A 19,170-nucleotide genomic window follows, 5' to 3' on the forward strand; every position below is an offset into this window, starting at 1 on the left:
TTCAGTTTAGCCATCATTCATTTCTTTGCACTTATTAGTCCTGGACCAGATTTTTTATTTGTCACGCAAAGTGCGGTTCGACAGTCTCGCATACATGCACTTTTTGCAGCATTAGGAATTTCTCTTAGTATTTTAGTTTGGGCAATTTGTGCTATGAGTGGATTACACTATCTATTCCAAAAAATGGCTTGGCTCCAAACAATTATGATGATTTTAGGAGGGGTTTATCTCATTTATTTAGGCATTCAACTCTTTAAATCAGGGCTAACGAAATTAGAACCTGCTTCAGCTTACGTTACAAAAGGCATAGTCAAGAAAAAATACAGTTCTTTACTGATTCAAGGCTTTCTCACCAATATGGCAAATCCTAAAGCATTAGTTTACTTCAGTAGTGTTTTCGCGCTTGCGATGAATAGTGATGCAACTCTGATACAGCAGAGTTCACTGTTAATGTTAATTTTTGTTGAAAGCTTGATTTGGTTTGCGATAGTTGCTTTTATTTTTTCTGCTAAACAAGTAAACACAATATATCAAAAAATCAGCAAGAAGATTGATCTTATAACAGGTAGTATTTTTATCAGTTTTGGATGTTTCTTAATTTTTAATCGTGATTAAAAAAGCACCCGTAGGTGCTTTCTAAAATGTACTGTTTTTGAAGAATATTATTTCTTATCAGTTGCGACTGAAGCTTCAGTCGTAATATTCACCGTGATTTTGTCGCCTACATTAGGCACATATGCTCCAACACCGAATGCAGAACGGTCAAATGAAGTCGTTGCATTGAAACCAATAGACTGCGCTTTCGTCATAGGATGTTCAGCTTGTTTATTCAAAACAGCATCTAGTACGACAGGCTTAGTAACATTTTTAATCGTTAGATCACCTGTGATCTTATACTTGTTCTTACCATTTGGTTGAACTTTAGTACTTTTAAAAGTGATATTCGGATATTTTTCAGCATCAAAGAAATCTGGTTTCAATAAATGTTCATCTAATGCTTTAACATTTGTATTGATACTTGAAAGTGGAATTGTAACATTCACTGCTGAATTCGCAGGCTTTTCATTGTCTACTTTGATCGTCCCTTGGATATCGCTAAAATTACCTGATGGTGTAGAAAAACCAAAATGATCCCAAGTAAATACTGTCGCTGTATGAGTTGGATCGATTTTATACTCAACTGGTTTAGCAACTGAAACTGTTGCTACAGAAAGTACTACGGCACTTAACGCTATTGTTTTAAAGTTCATCAATTTTTCCTCAAATTTTTTAAAAACATTTATGAAATGGATAGTGAATAATGTATAGCATTCTGAAATTCTTGCATCAGTACAGATAGAACAGTTTGTTGCAAGATTAGAACGCACCTTAAGAAGGTGTCACTTTTATCAAATCAATTTGATCAGATTATGACTATTACTTGTGTATAGATCATGTTTTTCATCTTTAAGCTTTCTCCTAATAAGCAGTTAACATCAACACATATCTTAAATATGAGATTAAATTAAACATTTATACAATATACTAATATTTTGTCTCATTTATAATACTAAAATTACCACTTTGAACTGGAGAATAATGATGAGTGAACAACAACAAGCGATTGATAAAGCGCTTAAAACTAAAGCACCTAAAGATGTCGTATTGGCTTTTTTATATAATACTGATAAATCAAGAGTAGCGATTGCTTCAGAAAAGTTAGTGGCTGAAGATGCCATTTATACTTCGCTAAATTTCAACAATCCTGAACTTAAACAAATTGAACCTTGGGCTGGTACTTCTACAGGTCGTGATGTCTATATATATACTTTTTCTAATGTCGGAACTTATTGGACGATCGATGATTTTCAAATCACAGATATTTTAGCTGAAGATGAAACAGTGGCTGTATTCGGACAATTTACCTATACATCTGTTCACGCTAAGCGCACTTTTACTTCACCATTTTCAATTAAAGCAATAGTTAAAGATGGCTTAATCACGTATTTCCAGTTTATGGAAGATACTTACGCTTCAGCTGCATCTTTCAGAGTAAGTGGTGAATGGACAATTCAACAAAATGCTGATCCAAAATTAAATTTTACCGTGTCTGAAACTACGGCTAATTAATAAAAATAGGCTATTAAAAAAGCCTCATAGGAGGCTTTTTTATGACTGTTAAAGCTTTTCAATCAGAATACGATCAATCTGTTTTAATCCTGAAGTTTTTTCACGATTTTTTCGACGTACTTTAATGATTTTCTCTTCTGCCATATCTTGTAGCAATAACTCTACTGCTACCATCGCTTCAAGTGGTAAGTCTTCACCAATCCACTTTTGCTCACCCGCATCCATTAAAGTAATTTCATCACTAATTTGCTCATACAAACTCATTGCGCTACTCACTTCCAATCTGAAATCTAGGGAATGAATGTATCTATATAGATACATAAAAATAAAAAGACGCCCCACAGTTGGGACGCCTTTTAAAACACTTAATTCTAAGAATTAAGCAGTAATTTCTTTCACTGCTGCGACAACTGCTTCAGTCGTAATACCAAAGTGTTGGAACAAATCTTTCGCTGGTGCAGATTCACCATACGTAGTCATACCAATCACACGACCATCAAGACCTACAAATTTCCACCAGTAGTCAACATGCGCCGCTTCAACCGCTACACGCGCACGGATATTAGATGGAAGAACTGCCTCACGGTAAGCAGCATCTTGCTTAACAAATTCTTCAGCACATGGCATAGACACAACACGCACACCTTCAAGCTGTGCATAAGCTTCCATTGCCAATGCAACTTCCGAACCTGTTGCAATGATAATCGCTTTCAATTCGCCTTTTTCTTCAGCCAATACATAACCACCTTTCGCAACATCAGCAATTTGTGCTTCTGTGCGTGTTTGGAATGCTAAGTTTTGACGAGAGAAGATCAACGCAGTTGGACCTTCAGAACGTGTTAACGCAGATTTCCAAGAAATTGCTGCTTCAACTGTGTCACATGGGCGCCATGTGTTGAGGTTTGGTGTACCACGTAAAGATGCGATTTGTTCAATTGGTTGGTGTGTTGGACCATCTTCACCCAAACCAATAGAATCGTGTGTGTAAACATGAATCACACGTTGTTTCATCAATGCAGACATACGTACTGCGTTACGTGCATATTCCATAAACATGAGGAATGTTGCTACGTAAGGAATGAACCCACCGTGAAGTGCAACACCGTTTGCGATTGCAGTCATACCGAACTCACGTACGCCATAGTGTACGTAGTTACCTGCAGCATTGTCTTGAACGCCTTGTGCGCCTTTCCAAAGTGTTAAGTTAGAACCTGCTAAGTCAGCAGAACCACCTAAGATTTCAGACAGCATTGGGGCAAATGCTTGGATTGCATTTTGGCTTGCTTTACGTGTTGCGATAGTTTCAGCTTTTGCGTTTACTTCTGCAATATACGCATCGGCTTTTGCAACGAAGTCAGCAGGTAATTCACCGCTTAAACGACGTTTAAGATCAGCCGCTTCAGTTGGATATTTTGCTTCATATTGTGCAAATACTTCGTTCCAAGCTGCTTCTGCTTGTTGACCTTTTTCTTTCGCGTCCCATGCAGCATAAACGTCAGCGGGAATTTCGAATGGACCTTCAGTCCAACCCAACGCTTCACGCGTTAATGCGATTTCGTCGTTACCCAGTGGTGCACCATGGCAATCTTCTTTACCTTGTTTGTTTGGTGAACCTAAACCAATAATCGTTTTACAGATAATGATTGTTGGTTTCTTCGTTTCAGCTTTAGCTTCTAAAGTTGCCGCACGTAATGCATCTGCATCGTGACCATCAACTTTCAATACTTGCCAGCCATAAGCTAAGAAGCGTTGTTCTGTATCGTCAGAGAACCAACCTTCTACTTCACCATCAATTGAAATACCATTGTCGTCATAGTAAGCAATTAATTTACCTAGCCCCAAAGTACCTGCCAATGAACATGCTTCATGAGAAACACCTTCCATTAAACAGCCGTCACCTAAGAAACAGTAAGTGAAATGATCAACGACTTTAATGTCTTCTTTGTTGAATTGCGCTGCTAAGGTTTTTTCAGCCAAAGCAAAACCAACAGCATTCGCGATACCCTGACCCAATGGACCAGTGGTTGTTTCGATACCAGGTGCATAACCTAATTCTGGGTGCCCCGGTGTTTTTGAGTGCAATTGACGGAATGCTTTTAAATCTTCAATTGAAAGATCATAGCCAGTCAAATGTAATAATGCATATTGAAGCATTGAGCCATGACCATTTGATAATACAAAACGGTCACGGTTAGCCCACTGAGGGTTTGTCGGATTGTGATTTAAGAATTCACGCCATACAACATCAGCAATATCAGCCATCCCCATTGGTGCACCTGGATGTCCAGAATTTGCTTTTTGCACAGCATCCATTGCAAGTACACGAATTGCGTTAGCAATGCGACGTTCATTCAGCGGGGTTGTCATAGATCAGTGTCCGATAAATTAAAGATGGGAAATGAATAAAATTCAAAAACTGGGTGTATTGTCTTAAAAAAATCAAACAGCGTAAAGCCCAGAAACGTATATTTCAGCCCTAAAGCGAAAAAATTCATACAATGCGAGTCGGTTTTATCAATATTCAATTCAATCCAATATTTTTTAGTCGCTTGGCCTTTTTTTAAAGTACTGATGTTGAATCATATATTCACATTCTTTCGTACCCACTAAAGCTGTTTTTTATTTCAGCTCAGTCTTAAAAAGAATAAGTCTTATACAAAAGTTTTCACTTATCAATTTAACAGATGATGATATCAATTAAAAAAACACAAAAATGACATAAATTCATGCTTTTTAGTCAGGTTAAGCTAGTCCTTAACGTTAAGTCGATGTACCATATTGCGTCTTTAGAAATAACTGTGATAGGACTTATGCGCGAGTACGCTGTATTTACTTCAGAATCTGTAAGCGAAGGCCATCCAGATAAAATGGCTGACCAAATCAGTGATGCTATTTTGGATGCAATCTTAAAAGAAGACCCATATGCGCGGGTTGCTTGTGAAACGCTTGTAAAAACAGGTGCTGTTGTTCTTGCAGGTGAAATCACAACAACTGCAAATGTAGACTTTGAAGCAATTGTACGCCAAACCGTAAATGGCATTGGATACCATCATTCTGATTTAGGTTTCGATGGTTCAACTTGTGCTGTTATCAACATGATTGGCAAACAATCTCCTGAAATTGCTCAAGGTGTAGATCGTCAAAAACCTGAAGATCAAGGTGCTGGCGATCAGGGCTTAATGTTTGGCTACGCAAGTCGCGAAACAGATGTTTTAATGCCTGCTCCTATTTCGTATGCGCACCGTCTTATGGAAAAACAAGCAGAACTTCGTCGTAACAGAAGTCTGCCATGGTTACGTCCAGATGCGAAAAGCCAAGTGACTTTTGCATATGAAAATGGCGTACCTGTTCGTTTAGATGCGGTCGTATTATCGACTCAACACGATCCTGAGATTTCACAGACTGATTTAAAAGAAGCTGTCATTGAAGAAATCGTGAAAAAAGTGATTCCAGCAGATATGTTCCATGCGGATACCAAATTCCATATCAACCCTACTGGTATGTTTGTGATTGGTGGTCCAGTCGGTGACTGTGGTTTAACAGGTCGTAAAATCATTGTAGATACATATGGTGGTATGGCTCGTCACGGTGGTGGTGCTTTCTCTGGTAAAGATCCATCTAAAGTAGACCGCTCTGCTGCTTATGCTGGTCGATATGTTGCAAAAAATATTGTTGCCGCTGGTTTAGCCGATAAATGTGAAATTCAAGTGTCTTATGCGATTGGTGTTGCTGAACCAACATCTATCTCAATCAATACATTCAATACTGCTAAGGTTTCTGAAGAATTGATTATTGCATTGGTACGTGAGCATTTCGATTTACGTCCATATGGTATTACACGTATGTTGAATCTCATTCAACCGATGTATAAGCAAACTGCTGCATATGGTCACTTTGGTCGTGAAGGTTCTGATACTGCATTCACTTGGGAAAAGACAGACAAAGTTGAAGCGCTTAAAGCATCAGCTGGTTTGTAATTTCCAAATAAAAAAGCCCACATCAATGTGGGCTTTTTTATAGATTCAATTTGCTTTATCACTTTGATGAAGCGTGTCCAAAAACGACTGCTTCACAGGGACATTTTGGTTATCTTGTAAATATAAATGGGCCACTTTAAATACAATGGCTGCGGCTAAACACGCAATGATACAAAATATCCAAAAACCATAAGGTGTTCTGATATTTTGTGATCCGCATTCAGAACACACTTTGTCTGTCGAAGCAACCACCTTGTCGCAACACGCACAATGATACTGATACAGCATACTCATCCTCCCGATTTGACTGTCTTTTTATTTTTATCTACATCACCTTAGAGGCTAATATTTATACTATATAAGCCTTCACCAATAATCAACCTCATGATGTAGCTATAAAACAGCAACCATCTATGTCTTCATTCAATATCTTGTATTATCAGATATCTATATGAATTTTTTTTGACAACCTGCTCTATCATTCTTTTTTCTTCTAGAGATTATCCATATTTTATTCACGCACTCGCCCATCATATCCGCATGGAAATCATAAATTGAAGTAAAATAAACGTAGTGAAAAAATGATGATATGACGATGGTTCAATTAATTAAGAAAGGCGGCTTGAGAGAAAGAGCAAACAGAAGTCGCTCTTATCAAGGTTCTGAAAATACTGAAGCAACTTTGCGACCAAGACGTTATCAGCAAGACACGCTCGTTCTGACTCAAACAGAAGAGTTAGATCAGGATTCAGTTAAGCAAAATAAGCGCATCTATCCACAACCAGACTGCAAAGATCAAAAATAGACCACCCGATGCCATATCTATGTAATGCCCTGAACGCTGGTAGAGCTGTTTAATTTTAGGTCGTGCTAAAACGACCATCAAAAACGTAAAGGTTAAAAACGTTTGAATCGGAATAATGACTGCCAGTTGTATTTTCAACATCTCTGGTGCTGAAGCAGTTAAGGCAAGTGAAAATACACTACTAAAATAAATCAGTGTTTTAGGATTGGATAGGTTTGTAAACAACCCCATCAGAAAGTATTTTTCAGCTTTTAAAGGTAACTGATTTTCATCAATTGCATCAAGTTTGAAAGACTTATAGGTTTGCCAACCACCCTTTAGCATCGCCCAGCCCATTTTTGCCAAAAATAAACCACCGACTAACATTAAGACTTGTTGAATCCATGGGAATTGGGCAATCAAAAGTGCAAAACCTGATAAAGTTAAAATCACCCAAAATAAAATTCCAATAGAAATACCTAAAATAACTTTCAACGTGTTTGCGATTGTGGTTGACGCTGCGCATTTGGCAATCAACAAAATATCAGGTCCAGGACTCAATTGAGCAACAAGATGTAGGACACAGATGGTAAGTAATAGAGACATAAATCAAAAATGAATAAAAATTGTTTGAATTATACTGTTTTTTAGGAAAATCGAGATACAAAAATAAAAAAACCAGACATTACATCTGGTTTTGAACATGCGCAATTTACTTTTGATTAACGTCTTTCATTTCAATTTTCTTTGCTTCAGGTGTAATTTCTCTTGCTTCACCATCAATGATAGTAGAGTCATTTGAACCACGACCGTGCTGCTGGCTTTGCATTTCTTGCATTTGGCGCATTAAATCTGCAAATGGATTCTGACCATTTGCTTGACCACCCATGCCGCCCATATCTGCCATCATACCACCCATCATTTTTTCCATCATGGCTTGCTGACGCTTCATCATGGTTTTCATCATCACCGCTTTAAATGCTGTTTGAACAGGTGGAATTAGAATAAGTAAGGCGAATAGATCGGAAATTAACCCCGGAATCAAAAGGAAAATACCCGCAATAATTTTAGGTAAGTTATTGGTCAAATTCGGATCAGCACTCATATGACCTTGTTGCATTTGCTGCATCTGTGGCATTAAACCTGATGCATGAGAACGAACCATATTTAAACCAATAAAGAATGCAGCAATAAACCAGAAGAATACATACCACATACTTCCGACTAGATCACCCACACCGACCCATACGAAGATTTCAAGGACTATACCGATTAAAACAATAAGAGCTAATTTCATGAAATGTAATCTAATCTCAAAAATTTAAATATAGGGTCGTAATCATCTGCTCAATCTGTATCAAGCTTTTTTCATACGCTTATGTAACAATATGGGCATTATTTTATTTTTAAAGTCATGGAATGTCATTAATTATCGGAATTGATCCTGGTTCACGTCTAACAGGTTACGGTATTATTCAAAAAGAGGGGCAAAAACTCACTTTTGTTGATGCTGGAACAATTCGCACTGAAACACCTGACATGCCTGAGCGTCTAAAACGAATTTTTTCAGGCATTGAAAGAATCGTTAAATTTCATGGTCCTACCGAAGCTGCTGTGGAACAGGTATTTATGGCGGTCAATCCTGACTCTGCCTTAAAACTTGGTCAAGCACGCGGTGCAGCTATAGCGGCATTGGTCAATTTAGATCTACAAGTGGCTGAATATACTGCGCGTCAAATTAAACAATCTGTTGTTGGCTATGGCGCTGCTGATAAAGAACAGGTTCAAATGATGGTTATGCGCATACTTAATTTAAGTATTAAACCACAAGCTGATGCTGCAGATGCACTTGCCGCAGCAATTTGCCATGCACATGCCTCTGGCAGTATGAGTAAATTGGCTGTCTTAAATGCTTTAGGTGGAATGGCACGTGGACGAAGCCGCAGCAGTAGTCGTCGACGTTAAAAGTCTCTCGACACTCAATGCACTTATTGGCGAATTTGAAAGTTATCGAAATCACGCTCTTTGATGTCAATTAAGTCTTCATAGAAGATTTGCTTAACTTTACTATTATGAGGCCCTGCCATGGCCAGTTTGATCATGTCATTTACATCTTTATATGTGCCAACAATGATAGCTTCCACATCCCCATTATCCATATTTTTAACGTAACCAGTTAAATGCAACTTTAAGGCTTGTTCCATAAACCAGCGACGAAATCCGACCCCTTGAACAAGACCTTGTATCGTTAATTTTAAATATCGCATATCTATCCCTGAATTTTATTTTAGATTTACTATTTGATAAATCGCTTGAGCCATATTCTGAGCTAACAAACCACGTTCACCCTGTTGAGCCAATACATCACCTGCCATGGCATGTAAGTTAACAATTTCATGAAGTTGAATGGAATTAGACAATTGTCCTTTAAGACTAGCAATCATTCCTGCAAGGATATCCCCCATTCCACCTGTACCCATTCCTGGATTACCTTGGGTGCAAATCCAAATGGTTTGCTGCGCGTCAATCGTTAAACTTCCTGCACCTTTTAATACCCATTCACCAGCATACAGTGTTTGTAATCGTTTAATTGCTTTGATGCGGTCATGCTCAACTTCCGCCACGCTAGAGTGTAAAAGTTTTGCAGCCTCACCAGGATGTGGCGTTGCGTAAGTTCTCTCATTGAGTCGAATGGGCTTTTCAGATAAGAACCACAATGCATCAGCATCGAGTACAGTCGGTTTGTTCGTAGAGGACAGAATACTCATCCATTGATCATATTGCTCAGCTGCCCAATCATCACGTCCCAACCCCATTCCAAAACAAATCGAATCGACTTGCTGTAGCAAATTTTTTCGTTGTGATGGATCGAAACGATTAATATCCTGCACCATTACATTGGGAGATCGTGACAAAATTGCTGAATGATGTTTAGCATCGCACACGATCGTGACTTTACCCGCCCCAGCGGCAAATGCAGCTTCAGCCGCCATAATCACCGCACCTCCCATTTGTGCATGACCGCCAATCACGAGCACATGCCCATACGTTCCTTTATGTCCTGTAGAGTGTCGTCGCGGCAAAATTGTTTTGACTGGGCTTAATCGGGCCACAGGTTTTAAATCTGAGTCACATGGTAAAATGGGAATGAGTTTTAGATGTCCTATAAAATCCTGTGCACGCCCTACAAATTGCCCTACCTTATATGCGAGTGCGGTAAGCGTATGCTGAGCATGAATAGCCATTGGTAATGGTTGACCTGTATTTGCATCTAAACCGCTCGGCATATCAATCGCAATTTTGACGCCGTCTTGCTCATTAATATGATGGATAATTCTCTGCCAGTCTTCACTTAAAGTACGATTAATTCCAATTCCAAACAATGCATCAATATAGACATCATAACCCTTACAATGGTTCAGATCGGTGAACTGCTTAAGTGGTATGGATTGACTCATTTTATAAGCACACTGCAAGGAGTCAGCCGAGTGATGATCGACTTGTGAAAAAGAAAAAATATCGATTTCTAGATTTTGGTTGAATGAACAATGTCGTGATAAAGAGTGCTGTGCTAAATAGTACGTAACAAGATAACCATCCCCTGCATTATTTCCTTTGCCGCAGCAGACTGCGATACGGATTTTCTTTTTTTCAATACCTTGAAGAATTGTGATGATTTCTTGTGCCATCATCCAAGCAACTTGCTGCATAAGACCAAAAGCACTATTTTGATCGTCAAACCAGCGCTGTTCCCAAGCTTGTATCTCACTGCTGTGATAAACTTGTTGATGCATTATCGTTCCTTTTTTTATTTATGACTCAATCTCTCTCATCTATACCAGCTCGTATTCCAACACAGCAATTTGATCCTCATGCGCTTAAAGCTTGGATTAAATCTCAAGCATTGGAACTGGGCTTCGCTGATTGTGTCATTGCCCGACCTGATGCTCAAGATGAATTACCTCGATTAAAAGCATATTTAGATCAAGGATTTCATGGTGACATGAAGTTCCTCGAAGAAAATTTGGAAAAACGTGCTAATCCAACACTGTTGGTTCCCCATACAAAAAGTATTATCTGCGTCAGAATGAATTATTTGGTTGAACGACCTCAACCTCGAACAGTACCTGATTTCCCTAATTCTGCCGTTATTGCGCGATATGCACGCGGACGGGATTACCATAAAACCATGCGCGGTAAATTAAAAACACTTTCAAACCTTATTCGTGAAAAAGTCGGTCCGTTTGAATCAAGACCTTTCGCCGATTCAGCCCCTATTTTTGAAAAATCACTCGCTGAATCTGCAGGTATGGGTTGGACAGGTAAACATACCCTGCTCATCCACAAAAAATCGGGTTCCTTTTTTGTACTCGGTGAACTGTTTAGTTCTCTTGAATTACCCTTTGACGAGCCTGCCAGTGCACATTGCGGATCATGTACAGCATGTATTGATATTTGTCCAACGCAGGCGATTGTAGCGCCATATCAATTAGATGCCCGAAAATGTATTGCCTATCTGACCATTGAATACCAAGGTGTGATTCCTGAAGAACTACGCCGTGGCATAGGTAATCGCGTATTTGGATGTGATGATTGCCAGCTGATTTGTCCTTGGAATAGTTTCGCACAAACCACAACGGTTACTGATTTCCATCCCCGTCATGGGCTGGATCGTCTTTCTTTAATGGAATTATGGCAATGGGACGAAGCAACATTCTTAGCCAACACAGAAGGCAGTCCACTGCGTAGAACAGGCTATGAAAGCTTTATGCGGAATATTGCGATTGGAATCGGGAATGCACCCTATCATCCAAACAATATTGAGCAATTGATACTAAAAAGAAATCAGTCTAGTGAGATTGTGCAAATCCATATTGACTGGGCAGTACAAGAACAACACTCAAAAAGAAACAATTAACACTACTTTTCCAAGATGACTTGACAAGACAAAATCACCATTTTGAGCATGATCTGAAATTTTAAGCACACGTTAGCAACAAGTTCTCAACATCAAGTTCCCCAAAAATAATTTTGCGGCGAAAAACGCATAAAAATAGTCAAGTTTGTAACTAAATCCACAATGATTAATTTCTATTGAGTTGGCAAATTTGATAATTTTTTTGAGTCATTATTGTCATATTTTACGATTTTGCATTATTAAAATTACAGTATGATCAAATAAGTAGCTTTTTAATTGATGGATAAATTATGCAAGTACGCAATGATTGGACGCGTGAAGAAATACAAAAACTCTATGAACAACCTTTCATGGACTTAATTTTCGAAGCACAACGCGTGCATCGTCAATACTTTGATGCAAATACCATTCAGGTCAGTACATTACTATCGATCAAAACGGGTAAATGTCCTGAAGATTGTAAATACTGTTCTCAATCTGCACGTTATGATTCCAAACTTGAGGCCGAAAAAAGAATTGCTGTTGAAAAAGTAATTAATGAAGCCAAAGAAGCTCTCGCTTCTGGATCATCTCGTTTTTGTATGGGTGCTGCATGGCGAAATCCTCATGAACGCGATATGCCTTATGTACTTGAAATGGTACGTGAGGTAAAGGCCCTAGGACTTGAAACTTGTATGACCTTAGGGATGCTCAATCAATCACAAGCGGAACGTTTAAAAGAAGCAGGTTTAGATTATTACAATCACAATTTAGATACCTCTCGTGAGTACTATCCAAATGTGATTACCACACGCACTTATGATGATCGTTTAAATACTTTAGACTTTGTACGCCAAGCAGGCATGAAAGTGTGTAGCGGTGGAATTGTTGGCTTAGGTGAAGATACTCAAGATCGTATTGGTCTATTACATGAACTTGCGACCTTAGCTATTCATCCAGAATCGGTACCAATCAACATGCTTGTACCGATCGAAGGCACACCCTTAGCAGATGTTGAAAAACTCGATGTGACTGAATGGATTCGCACTATTGCCGTAGCGCGCATTATCATGCCAAAAAGTTATATAAGACTTTCAGCGGGTCGTGAATCTCTTTCTGATTCTGATCAAGCTTTAGCGTTTATGGCAGGTGCTAACTCTTTGTTCTCAGGTGAAAAGCTTTTAACGACACCTAATGCTGGTGAAGGCAAAGATAAGCAGTTATTCGATAAGTTAGGTCTAAAAGCAGAAAAAGCGAAGCCGACTGTATCAGAGCTGACTATAGATGCAATGGCAAGTTAATTTCAAAGCTTCGCTTAATTAAAAACCGAAGCTTTGCTTCGGTTTTTTATGATGTGATCAATATGCCATAACTGGCATTAAGATACTGTCCCGGCTTAATTTCATCTGTTCCATTGGCATGGTGTACCGTTATTTTTTGACTAAATGCATCAAACTCAAACCGATCATAACTATCTTGGTGGTGCATCAACCAATAAATCGTATCTATGACATGATCATCACAAATATAAGTATTCGATTTAAAATCTTTAATCATTTAATTTAAATCCTTTTTTCAATCACAATATTATTATATCTCAATTCATTTTATGGAATATCATTTTCTTTATTTAAGATAATATCTAATTTTTTATTAATCCAATATATTATATTTACATATCACAATAAATCGATTTTCACCCATTTTATAAGCGCTATTATTTTATTTTAATTTAAAATAAAGACTGAGTATTATGAATATCGTTAATTTAAAAACTCAAACTGCATTACAACACCGTCCCAGCGCACTGACCACACAAATTAATGCTGTATGGGGACAAGGACCATCTTCACGTTATGAAAGCCTCGCCTCGTTATTTAGACCAACATTTGAAAAAATCAAAGCTTCGCGATCAGAACGCGAAGAAAAGCGAATTTTAGCTTTTGAACAGATTCAATGGTTAAAAGACATCGGTTTTACGAGACTTCGCTTACCCAGTTCGCAAGGTGGATTTGATGCAACTATTCCAGAATTATTTAATCTATTAATCGAACTTTCCGAAGCTGATGCAAATTTACCGCAGGCACTTCGCGTACATTTTGGCTTTGTGGAAGATTTACTGCTCAGCCGCGACCCACAGTTTAAATCTATATGGCTTCCTAGAGTGGCTCAAGGTCAAATTATTGGAAGCGCATGGTCTGAAGGTGGAAATGAGTCCATTCATGAATTTAAAACGAGACTTTCCAAAGATGCTGAGGGACGCACGATATTGAATGGACAAAAATTTTATACCACAGGAAGCTTGTATGCAGACTGGATTGATGTGGGTATTACTGATTTGTATGGAGAATCAGCCAGTATTCTAATCCCTCGACATGCTGAAGGTGTTGAGATTGTGGATGACTGGAATGGTTTTGGTCAAATTCTTACAGCAAGTGGTACTACTAAGTTCACTGATGTTGTTGTGAATCAACAAGATGTCATCGGAGACCAACAGCGCTTTAAATATTCAGCAGCATTCTATCAACTGATTCAATTGGCAATTATTTCAGGGCTTACAAGAGCAGCAAGCTATGAAGTATCAGCTGAGGTTTATAAACGTGAAAGAAATTATACGCATGCCAATGCTTCCTTCGTCCGTAATGATGCTCAAATCCTACAAGTGGTGGGTCAAATTCGTGGTGTCGCGTACACCACTGCAGCAATTATTGAAAAAAATGCACAGGCTATACAACGTGCTTTTGAAGCTGGGTTGAATGATAATGAACAACTCGAAGCAGATCAAAATGCCATAGCAGAATTAGAGGTTGCTCAATCTCAAACCATTATCACCACACTTGCATTAAATGCTTCGACCATCATTTTTGATGCTCTAGGAGCATCAGCCACTGATAAAAACTTAGCTTTAGATCGTTTCTGGCGAAATATTCGTACGCTCGCATCACACAACCCAAGAATTTATAAAGATCGAATTGTCGGAGACTTTAGCGTAAATGGTGCGTTGCCCCCTTATCAATGGCGTATCGGTAAAGTTGATGAATCAGGGCTTCTGCAAACAGATAAGGCTTCTTAAGCTCGCTTTAAATCGTTAAGACACTATTCTTTAGTGTCTTTTTTTAGTGTTTTTTAAAGTGATCTATCTAAATCGCTTAGGCTATTAAACTCTTATTTAAGAACCTAGTAAAAAGGTCCTTAACAGGACCTTCTTAGCAGCATCATCGAAATTACATCAATTAAGCCACTTGAGCTTTCAAGTGTTTCGCCAAAGGACTATTACCAATTTGCCATACAAATGGCAATTCAGTTTGATTCACGACAAAAGCACCCACCACTTTCTCCTTATAAATAATCGGATTATGTGAGGATACAACTCTTGCATTACGCCAGAAACGATCTAACTGCTTCGACGAAGCGCTGGCTGAAGCACCCAAACTATTGAATAGTTTAGTTGTTAAATCAAGTACAAGATCTGAAATGACGACCTGCCCTTGAGCAGATTCTAGTTCCGCAATTTGGTTAATCTCATGATCTTTTTCAGATGAAGCATTAAAGTGACTTAAATATGCATCATCCAGTGCTGCAGCTGTTTTTAAAGTAATGGATTGACTGGCAAATGCTTGGGAAGATGCCTTACCAATCACTTGTAGAATCTGAGCATCATCACGGACAAGATCAGCATTCCCGTGGCTAAAGATTCGAGTACGCTTACGCACTTCCTCACTAAAGATCTCCACCGCAGAAAATGCGATGCCGGTCAGTGTTGCTAGATGTACAACTTGATAAAAAGCTGTTTGATATTTAAAACGCTGATCAAACGGGTAAATATGATCTCGTTCAATCGACACTTGGTTGATTTTTAGCGTCCCGCTTCCAGTGGTTTTTTGACCAAATCCATCCCAATCATCATGTACTTTAATTCCATTAGCTTTAGTTGAGACCGCTGCAATCACATGCTGATCAGTGGTCTCATCATAGGCAAAAAGATCAATCCAATCGGCAAAAATAGTACCTGTAGAATAGAACTTTTCTCCTGAAACTTCATATTCGCCTTGTTGATTTTGTTTCACTCGGGTAATGACGTCGCCTATCTCAACATTACCGACTTCTGTCCAAGCGTTTCCTGCGATTTCACCATTTACAAATCGCTTAAACCAAAACGCTTGTGATTGATCTTTATGGGCCACTAAACGGTCTTCGACAAATGCAAAATGTCCACGTAAAGCTTGCACAATATTTGAATCCGCTGTCGCCAACTCGATTAAGATTTGGAAAAGTTGCTGTTGGGTAAAACCTGCACCGCCATATTTTTTTGGTACACGTAATGCACCAAAACCTACATCGTTTAACCATTTAATTTGTTCATGAGGCAAATCACGATCGGTTTCTCGTTGAACGGCCCCTTCTGCAATCCGCTTAAAAATCGGTCGAAACTTTGCTGCAACCTCTTCATAGTTGGCACCAAGTGAAAGTTCTTCATTCTGATTTAATATAGTCATAATAAATTTCTCCTTAGCTCCATGGATGACGTGGTGGTGGGACATCATTTAGAAAATAATTTCCTACAATGTTGTATTTCCAACGCACGGGATCATGCAAAGTGTGTGTTCTGGCATTGCGCCAATAACGATCTAAATTTAATTCTGATAAGGTCGAACGCGTGCCAGAAAGCTCAAATAATTTATTCGCTGCTAAAATCGCAATGTCAGTCGTTAAGACTTTTGCTTCAGCCACGAGCAATGTTGCTTCATTAATATGATCTTCGGTCGGTTCAGCAAGTGCTAAATCAATCGCTAATCCTGCCAAATCCAGAACGGCTTCAGCAGCACGTAGCTTAATTTTCAATTCACCAATATTGGCAATGGTATATGGATCTGAACTTGCTTTATCTAAACCTGAATCAATCCATGGACGTGCAAAGTTACGAACGTAATGAATCGTTTCTTGAATCGCACCACGTGCAATCCCAGCATCTACAGCAGCTTGAATAAATTGAGAAATTGCTCCAGCTGCTGTCGGTCTTACAAAAGCTTGATAAATTGGAACGATATATTTTGCATCTACTTTAACGTTGTTTAATTCGACTGATCCACTGACCGTTGTACGCTGACCAAACCCACTCCAATCATTGGTAATTTTTACACCTTCTGTCCCTTGTGGCACGATTGCAGCAAATGGTTTTCCTTCAGCATCAATCGCAACAACTGGAATGCGGTGTGCCAGTAAAGCTCCAGTCGCAAAGAATTTTTGTCCATTCACAATCCCATTGCCAGAAGCATCAAATTCTATTTTTGTGGTGAGATCGGCAACCGTCTTAGACCCTTTTTCTGAAAAAGCATTCCCCAAACGCTCTCCACCCAGTACTGCTTTAAAAAAGAATTGTTTTTGTTCTTCGGTGGCATCTAAACGGATATGCTCTAGAAACACCCAATGATTTTGTGCGATTTGACCTAGTGATGGATCAGCGCTAGAAATGGTTTTAACAACTTCAGCGAGAGTCTTGTAGCTCGCTCCTGCACCGCCATATTGCTTTGGAATGTTAATTGCCCAAAGCCCTGATTGAGAGTACTTGTTAATTTCACTCAAAGGTAAACGGCGTTCATGATCACGAATGGAGGCTTCCTTTGCAAAATCTTCAGCGAGCTGTTGTGCGATTTGAATCGCTTCTTGATCTGTCTTAATCACATGCGCTGGCTGATGAATTTGGTAGAATTCTTTTGAAATTTCAGCTTCATGCAATTTTATATCTATTTGTGCGGTCATTTTATTCTCTTCAAAAAAATTGAATAAAATTAAATTAGCACTAATTATTTTAATTTTTTATACGATTATTTTATTTACTAATCTGATTTCAAACATAATCAATTCATTTATTTTTTTATTATGTATATTGCAGTTTTTCTCATTAAATAATAAGTATGATATTTCATATAATGAGAATATAAACATTTAATTATTTTATATTTTCATTATGACTAAACATATACGATTTAATGCTTTTGAAATGAATTGCATTGCACATCAGTCCCCAGGCTTATGGCGTCATCCGCTCGATCGCTCTACAGAATATAAAGATTTGGAATATTGGACTGATTTAGCAAAAATATTAGAAAAAGGTATTTTTGACGGTATTTTTCTTGCAGATGTTTTGGGTATTTATGATGTGTATCATCAATCGGCTCAACATGCTTTAAATGGTGCTGTTCAAGTTCCTGTGAATGATCCAATTCAGATTGTTCCAGCAATGGCAGCAGTCACCCAACATTTAGGCTTTGGTGTAACCACCTCTATTTCATTCGAACATCCTTATCCCTTCGCACGACGTATGAGCACATTGGATCATCTCACCAAAGGTCGTGCGGGTTGGAATATTGTGACTTCATATTTAGAAAGCGGATCTAAAAACTTAGGTTTAAAAACCCAAGTGAGTCACGACAATCGTTATGATATTGCAGATGAGTATCTGGAAGTTTTATATAAACTTTGGGAAGGTTCTTGGGAAAATGATGCGGTACGACGCGACAAAGCCGCTGGTATTTTTGCGGATCACACCAAAGTTCATCCAATCCAACATGAAGGTAAATATTTTAGCGTGCCAGGTATTCATATCTGTGAACCTTCTCCGCAACGCACACCTGTTTTATACCAAGCAGGTGCATCAAAGCGTGGACAAAAATTTGCCAGTCAAAATGCAGAATGCGTATTTATATCTGCACCAACGAAAGTTGCTGTAAAAAAGTTAGCACAAGGAATTCGCCATAATCTTATTGAAGAAGGTAAAGATCCAAACGCTGTTTTAATCTATACGATGCTTGCGATTGTGGTCGATGAAACTGATGAAAAAGCACAGGCTAAATTTGCAGAGTATCAATCTTACGGTAGTTATGATGGTGGATTAACACTCGCTTCAGGGTGGTCTGGTGTAGATTTTTCACAATTCAAAGCTACAGACCAGGTTGAATATATTCATACCAATGCCATTCAGTCTATGTTGCAATCTTACGTAGAAGCAGATCCAGATAAAGTTTGGACCATTGAAGAAATTGCAAAATGGACCAGTGTAGGTGGAAACGGCCCCGTGATTGTCGGCTCACCAAGCACAGTAGCCGATCGTCTTCAAGAATGGGTGGATGAAACTGGCATTGATGGATTCAATTTGGCTTATATTTTGGCACATCAATCTTTTGAAGACGTGGTCGAATACGTCGTTCCTGAGTTACAACGTCGCGGTGTTTACCCTACAGAATATACCAAGGGGACACTGAGAGAAAAGTTGTTTGGTCATGGACCATTACTTCCAGATGATCATCGTGGTGCTCAATACCGTAAGTCATCAACGAATGGGCTGCACACTTCAACCCAAACCGCAACACTTGAATCTGTGTAGATCAATTTAAATTCTCTAT

At 38.7% G+C, this 19,170-nt stretch carries 20 protein-coding genes; 9 read left to right on the forward strand and 11 right to left on the reverse strand.

Annotated elements, in window-relative coordinates:
• The first annotated feature begins 33 nt into the window (after positions 1-33).
• The gene (locus AC1M85_RS08155; RefSeq protein WP_488213863.1) at positions 34-615 is read left to right on the forward strand and encodes a LysE family transporter; all 582 of its coding nucleotides are present in this window, start codon (positions 34-36) and stop codon (positions 613-615) included.
• Positions 616-662: 47 nt separating this feature from the next.
• Here AC1M85_RS08155 and AC1M85_RS08160 read toward each other — a convergent pair whose 3' ends face one another.
• Positions 663-1,250: a YceI family protein gene (locus AC1M85_RS08160; RefSeq protein ID WP_092766398.1), complete on the reverse strand. Its 588-nt coding sequence runs from the start codon at positions 1,248-1,250 to the stop codon at positions 663-665.
• 331 nt (positions 1,251-1,581) lie between these two features.
• Here AC1M85_RS08160 and AC1M85_RS08165 point away from each other — a divergent pair, with 331 nt between their 5' ends.
• Positions 1,582-2,109, forward strand: a complete 528-nt coding sequence (locus AC1M85_RS08165) for a nuclear transport factor 2 family protein (protein WP_481596990.1) — start codon at positions 1,582-1,584, stop codon at positions 2,107-2,109.
• A gap of 48 nt (positions 2,110-2,157) precedes the next feature.
• Here AC1M85_RS08165 and AC1M85_RS08170 read toward each other — a convergent pair whose 3' ends face one another.
• The gene (locus AC1M85_RS08170; protein WP_035263790.1) at positions 2,158-2,373 is read right to left on the reverse strand and encodes a hypothetical protein; all 216 of its coding nucleotides are present in this window, start codon (positions 2,371-2,373) and stop codon (positions 2,158-2,160) included.
• A 114-nt stretch (positions 2,374-2,487) separates the two neighbouring features.
• The gene (gene tkt, locus AC1M85_RS08175) at positions 2,488-4,476 is read right to left on the reverse strand and encodes a transketolase (protein ID WP_481589912.1); all 1,989 of its coding nucleotides are present in this window, start codon (positions 4,474-4,476) and stop codon (positions 2,488-2,490) included.
• A 443-nt stretch (positions 4,477-4,919) separates the two neighbouring features.
• Here tkt and metK point away from each other — a divergent pair, with 443 nt between their 5' ends.
• Complete coding sequence (metK, locus tag AC1M85_RS08180) at positions 4,920-6,086, forward strand: methionine adenosyltransferase (protein ID WP_488212860.1); 1,167 nt, start codon at positions 4,920-4,922, stop codon at positions 6,084-6,086.
• Positions 6,087-6,131: 45 nt separating this feature from the next.
• On the opposite strand, the gene AC1M85_RS08185 is transcribed toward metK, so the two are convergent.
• The gene (locus tag AC1M85_RS08185; protein WP_035263796.1) at positions 6,132-6,374 is read right to left on the reverse strand and encodes a hypothetical protein; all 243 of its coding nucleotides are present in this window, start codon (positions 6,372-6,374) and stop codon (positions 6,132-6,134) included.
• 307 nt (positions 6,375-6,681) lie between these two features.
• Here AC1M85_RS08185 and AC1M85_RS08190 point away from each other — a divergent pair, with 307 nt between their 5' ends.
• Positions 6,682-6,891, forward strand: coding sequence for a hypothetical protein (locus tag AC1M85_RS08190; protein ID WP_035263798.1), 210 nt, complete (start codon positions 6,682-6,684; stop codon positions 6,889-6,891).
• On the opposite strand, the gene AC1M85_RS08195 is transcribed toward AC1M85_RS08190, so the two are convergent.
• Positions 6,835-7,476 (reverse strand): LysE family transporter, encoded by a 642-nt coding sequence (locus tag AC1M85_RS08195; RefSeq protein WP_179998148.1) that lies wholly within the window; start codon positions 7,474-7,476, stop codon positions 6,835-6,837. The two genes, AC1M85_RS08190 and AC1M85_RS08195, sit on opposite strands and share 57 nt — an antisense overlap.
• 106 nt (positions 7,477-7,582) lie before the next feature.
• Positions 7,583-8,167, reverse strand: coding sequence for an FxsA family protein (locus AC1M85_RS08200; protein ID WP_488212861.1), 585 nt, complete (start codon positions 8,165-8,167; stop codon positions 7,583-7,585).
• Between the two features lie 122 nt (positions 8,168-8,289).
• Here AC1M85_RS08200 and ruvC point away from each other — a divergent pair, with 122 nt between their 5' ends.
• Positions 8,290-8,835 (forward strand): crossover junction endodeoxyribonuclease RuvC, encoded by a 546-nt coding sequence (gene ruvC / locus AC1M85_RS08205; RefSeq protein ID WP_035263804.1) that lies wholly within the window; start codon positions 8,290-8,292, stop codon positions 8,833-8,835.
• Positions 8,836-8,858: 23 nt separating this feature from the next.
• Here ruvC and AC1M85_RS08210 read toward each other — a convergent pair whose 3' ends face one another.
• Positions 8,859-9,137, reverse strand: coding sequence for an acylphosphatase (locus AC1M85_RS08210; RefSeq protein ID WP_092766403.1), 279 nt, complete (start codon positions 9,135-9,137; stop codon positions 8,859-8,861).
• Positions 9,138-9,152: 15 nt separating this feature from the next.
• Entirely contained in the window at positions 9,153-10,664 is a 1,512-nt protein-coding gene (locus AC1M85_RS08215) for an NAD(P)H-hydrate dehydratase (RefSeq protein ID WP_488212862.1), read from the reverse strand.
• A gap of 20 nt (positions 10,665-10,684) precedes the next feature.
• Here AC1M85_RS08215 and queG point away from each other — a divergent pair, with 20 nt between their 5' ends.
• Both queG and bioB read left to right on the forward strand, forming a co-directional pair.
• Positions 10,685-11,788: a tRNA epoxyqueuosine(34) reductase QueG gene (queG, locus tag AC1M85_RS08220; protein WP_481588239.1), complete on the forward strand. Its 1,104-nt coding sequence runs from the start codon at positions 10,685-10,687 to the stop codon at positions 11,786-11,788.
• A gap of 290 nt (positions 11,789-12,078) precedes the next feature.
• Positions 12,079-13,068: a biotin synthase BioB gene (gene bioB / locus AC1M85_RS08225; RefSeq protein WP_481592720.1), complete on the forward strand. Its 990-nt coding sequence runs from the start codon at positions 12,079-12,081 to the stop codon at positions 13,066-13,068.
• Between the two features lie 46 nt (positions 13,069-13,114).
• Here bioB and AC1M85_RS08230 read toward each other — a convergent pair whose 3' ends face one another.
• Complete coding sequence (locus tag AC1M85_RS08230) at positions 13,115-13,324, reverse strand: hypothetical protein (RefSeq protein ID WP_092766405.1); 210 nt, start codon at positions 13,322-13,324, stop codon at positions 13,115-13,117.
• Between the two features lie 196 nt (positions 13,325-13,520).
• On the opposite strand from AC1M85_RS08230, the gene AC1M85_RS08235 reads away from it, so the two are divergent.
• On the forward strand, positions 13,521-14,840 hold the full coding sequence (locus AC1M85_RS08235; RefSeq protein WP_488212863.1) for an acyl-CoA dehydrogenase family protein: 1,320 nt from the start codon (positions 13,521-13,523) through the stop codon (positions 14,838-14,840).
• Between the two features lie 160 nt (positions 14,841-15,000).
• Here the strand turns inward: AC1M85_RS08235 and AC1M85_RS08240 are convergent, their stop codons facing one another.
• Both AC1M85_RS08240 and AC1M85_RS08245 read right to left on the reverse strand, forming a co-directional pair.
• Positions 15,001-16,263, reverse strand: coding sequence for an acyl-CoA dehydrogenase family protein (locus tag AC1M85_RS08240; protein ID WP_488212864.1), 1,263 nt, complete (start codon positions 16,261-16,263; stop codon positions 15,001-15,003).
• 13 nt (positions 16,264-16,276) lie between these two features.
• Positions 16,277-17,527, reverse strand: a complete 1,251-nt coding sequence (locus tag AC1M85_RS08245) for an SfnB family sulfur acquisition oxidoreductase (RefSeq protein ID WP_481588244.1) — start codon at positions 17,525-17,527, stop codon at positions 16,277-16,279.
• Between the two features lie 208 nt (positions 17,528-17,735).
• Between AC1M85_RS08245 and AC1M85_RS08250 the strand changes: the two genes are divergently transcribed.
• Positions 17,736-19,151: an LLM class flavin-dependent oxidoreductase gene (locus AC1M85_RS08250; RefSeq protein ID WP_092766409.1), complete on the forward strand. Its 1,416-nt coding sequence runs from the start codon at positions 17,736-17,738 to the stop codon at positions 19,149-19,151.
• Positions 19,152-19,170: the final 19 nt, after the last annotated feature.

It is taken from the genome of Acinetobacter sp. 24-47-64 (assembly GCF_057737055.1).

Coding starts and splice junctions, on each gene's coding strand:
- AC1M85_RS08160 (WP_092766398.1), bottom strand. CDS start 1,250: ATGAACTTTAAAACAATAGCGTTAAGTGCCGTAGTACTTTCTGTAGCA.
- AC1M85_RS08165 (WP_481596990.1), top strand. CDS start 1,582: ATGAGTGAACAACAACAAGCGATTGATAAAGCGCTTAAAACTAAAGCA.
- AC1M85_RS08170 (WP_035263790.1), bottom strand. CDS start 2,373: ATGAGTTTGTATGAGCAAATTAGTGATGAAATTACTTTAATGGATGCG.
- tkt (WP_481589912.1), bottom strand. CDS start 4,476: ATGACAACCCCGCTGAATGAACGTCGCATTGCTAACGCAATTCGTGTA.
- metK (WP_488212860.1), top strand. CDS start 4,920: ATGCGCGAGTACGCTGTATTTACTTCAGAATCTGTAAGCGAAGGCCAT.
- AC1M85_RS08185 (WP_035263796.1), bottom strand. CDS start 6,374: ATGCTGTATCAGTATCATTGTGCGTGTTGCGACAAGGTGGTTGCTTCG.
- AC1M85_RS08190 (WP_035263798.1), top strand. CDS start 6,682: ATGGTTCAATTAATTAAGAAAGGCGGCTTGAGAGAAAGAGCAAACAGA.
- AC1M85_RS08195 (WP_179998148.1), bottom strand. CDS start 7,476: ATGTCTCTATTACTTACCATCTGTGTCCTACATCTTGTTGCTCAATTG.
- AC1M85_RS08200 (WP_488212861.1), bottom strand. CDS start 8,167: ATGAAATTAGCTCTTATTGTTTTAATCGGTATAGTCCTTGAAATCTTC.
- ruvC (WP_035263804.1), top strand. CDS start 8,290: ATGTCATTAATTATCGGAATTGATCCTGGTTCACGTCTAACAGGTTAC.
- AC1M85_RS08210 (WP_092766403.1), bottom strand. CDS start 9,137: ATGCGATATTTAAAATTAACGATACAAGGTCTTGTTCAAGGGGTCGGA.
- AC1M85_RS08215 (WP_488212862.1), bottom strand. CDS start 10,664: ATGCATCAACAAGTTTATCACAGCAGTGAGATACAAGCTTGGGAACAG.
- queG (WP_481588239.1), top strand. CDS start 10,685: ATGACTCAATCTCTCTCATCTATACCAGCTCGTATTCCAACACAGCAA.
- bioB (WP_481592720.1), top strand. CDS start 12,079: ATGCAAGTACGCAATGATTGGACGCGTGAAGAAATACAAAAACTCTAT.
- AC1M85_RS08230 (WP_092766405.1), bottom strand. CDS start 13,324: ATGATTAAAGATTTTAAATCGAATACTTATATTTGTGATGATCATGTC.
- AC1M85_RS08235 (WP_488212863.1), top strand. CDS start 13,521: ATGAATATCGTTAATTTAAAAACTCAAACTGCATTACAACACCGTCCC.
- AC1M85_RS08240 (WP_488212864.1), bottom strand. CDS start 16,263: ATGACTATATTAAATCAGAATGAAGAACTTTCACTTGGTGCCAACTAT.
- AC1M85_RS08245 (WP_481588244.1), bottom strand. CDS start 17,527: ATGACCGCACAAATAGATATAAAATTGCATGAAGCTGAAATTTCAAAA.
- AC1M85_RS08250 (WP_092766409.1), top strand. CDS start 17,736: ATGACTAAACATATACGATTTAATGCTTTTGAAATGAATTGCATTGCA.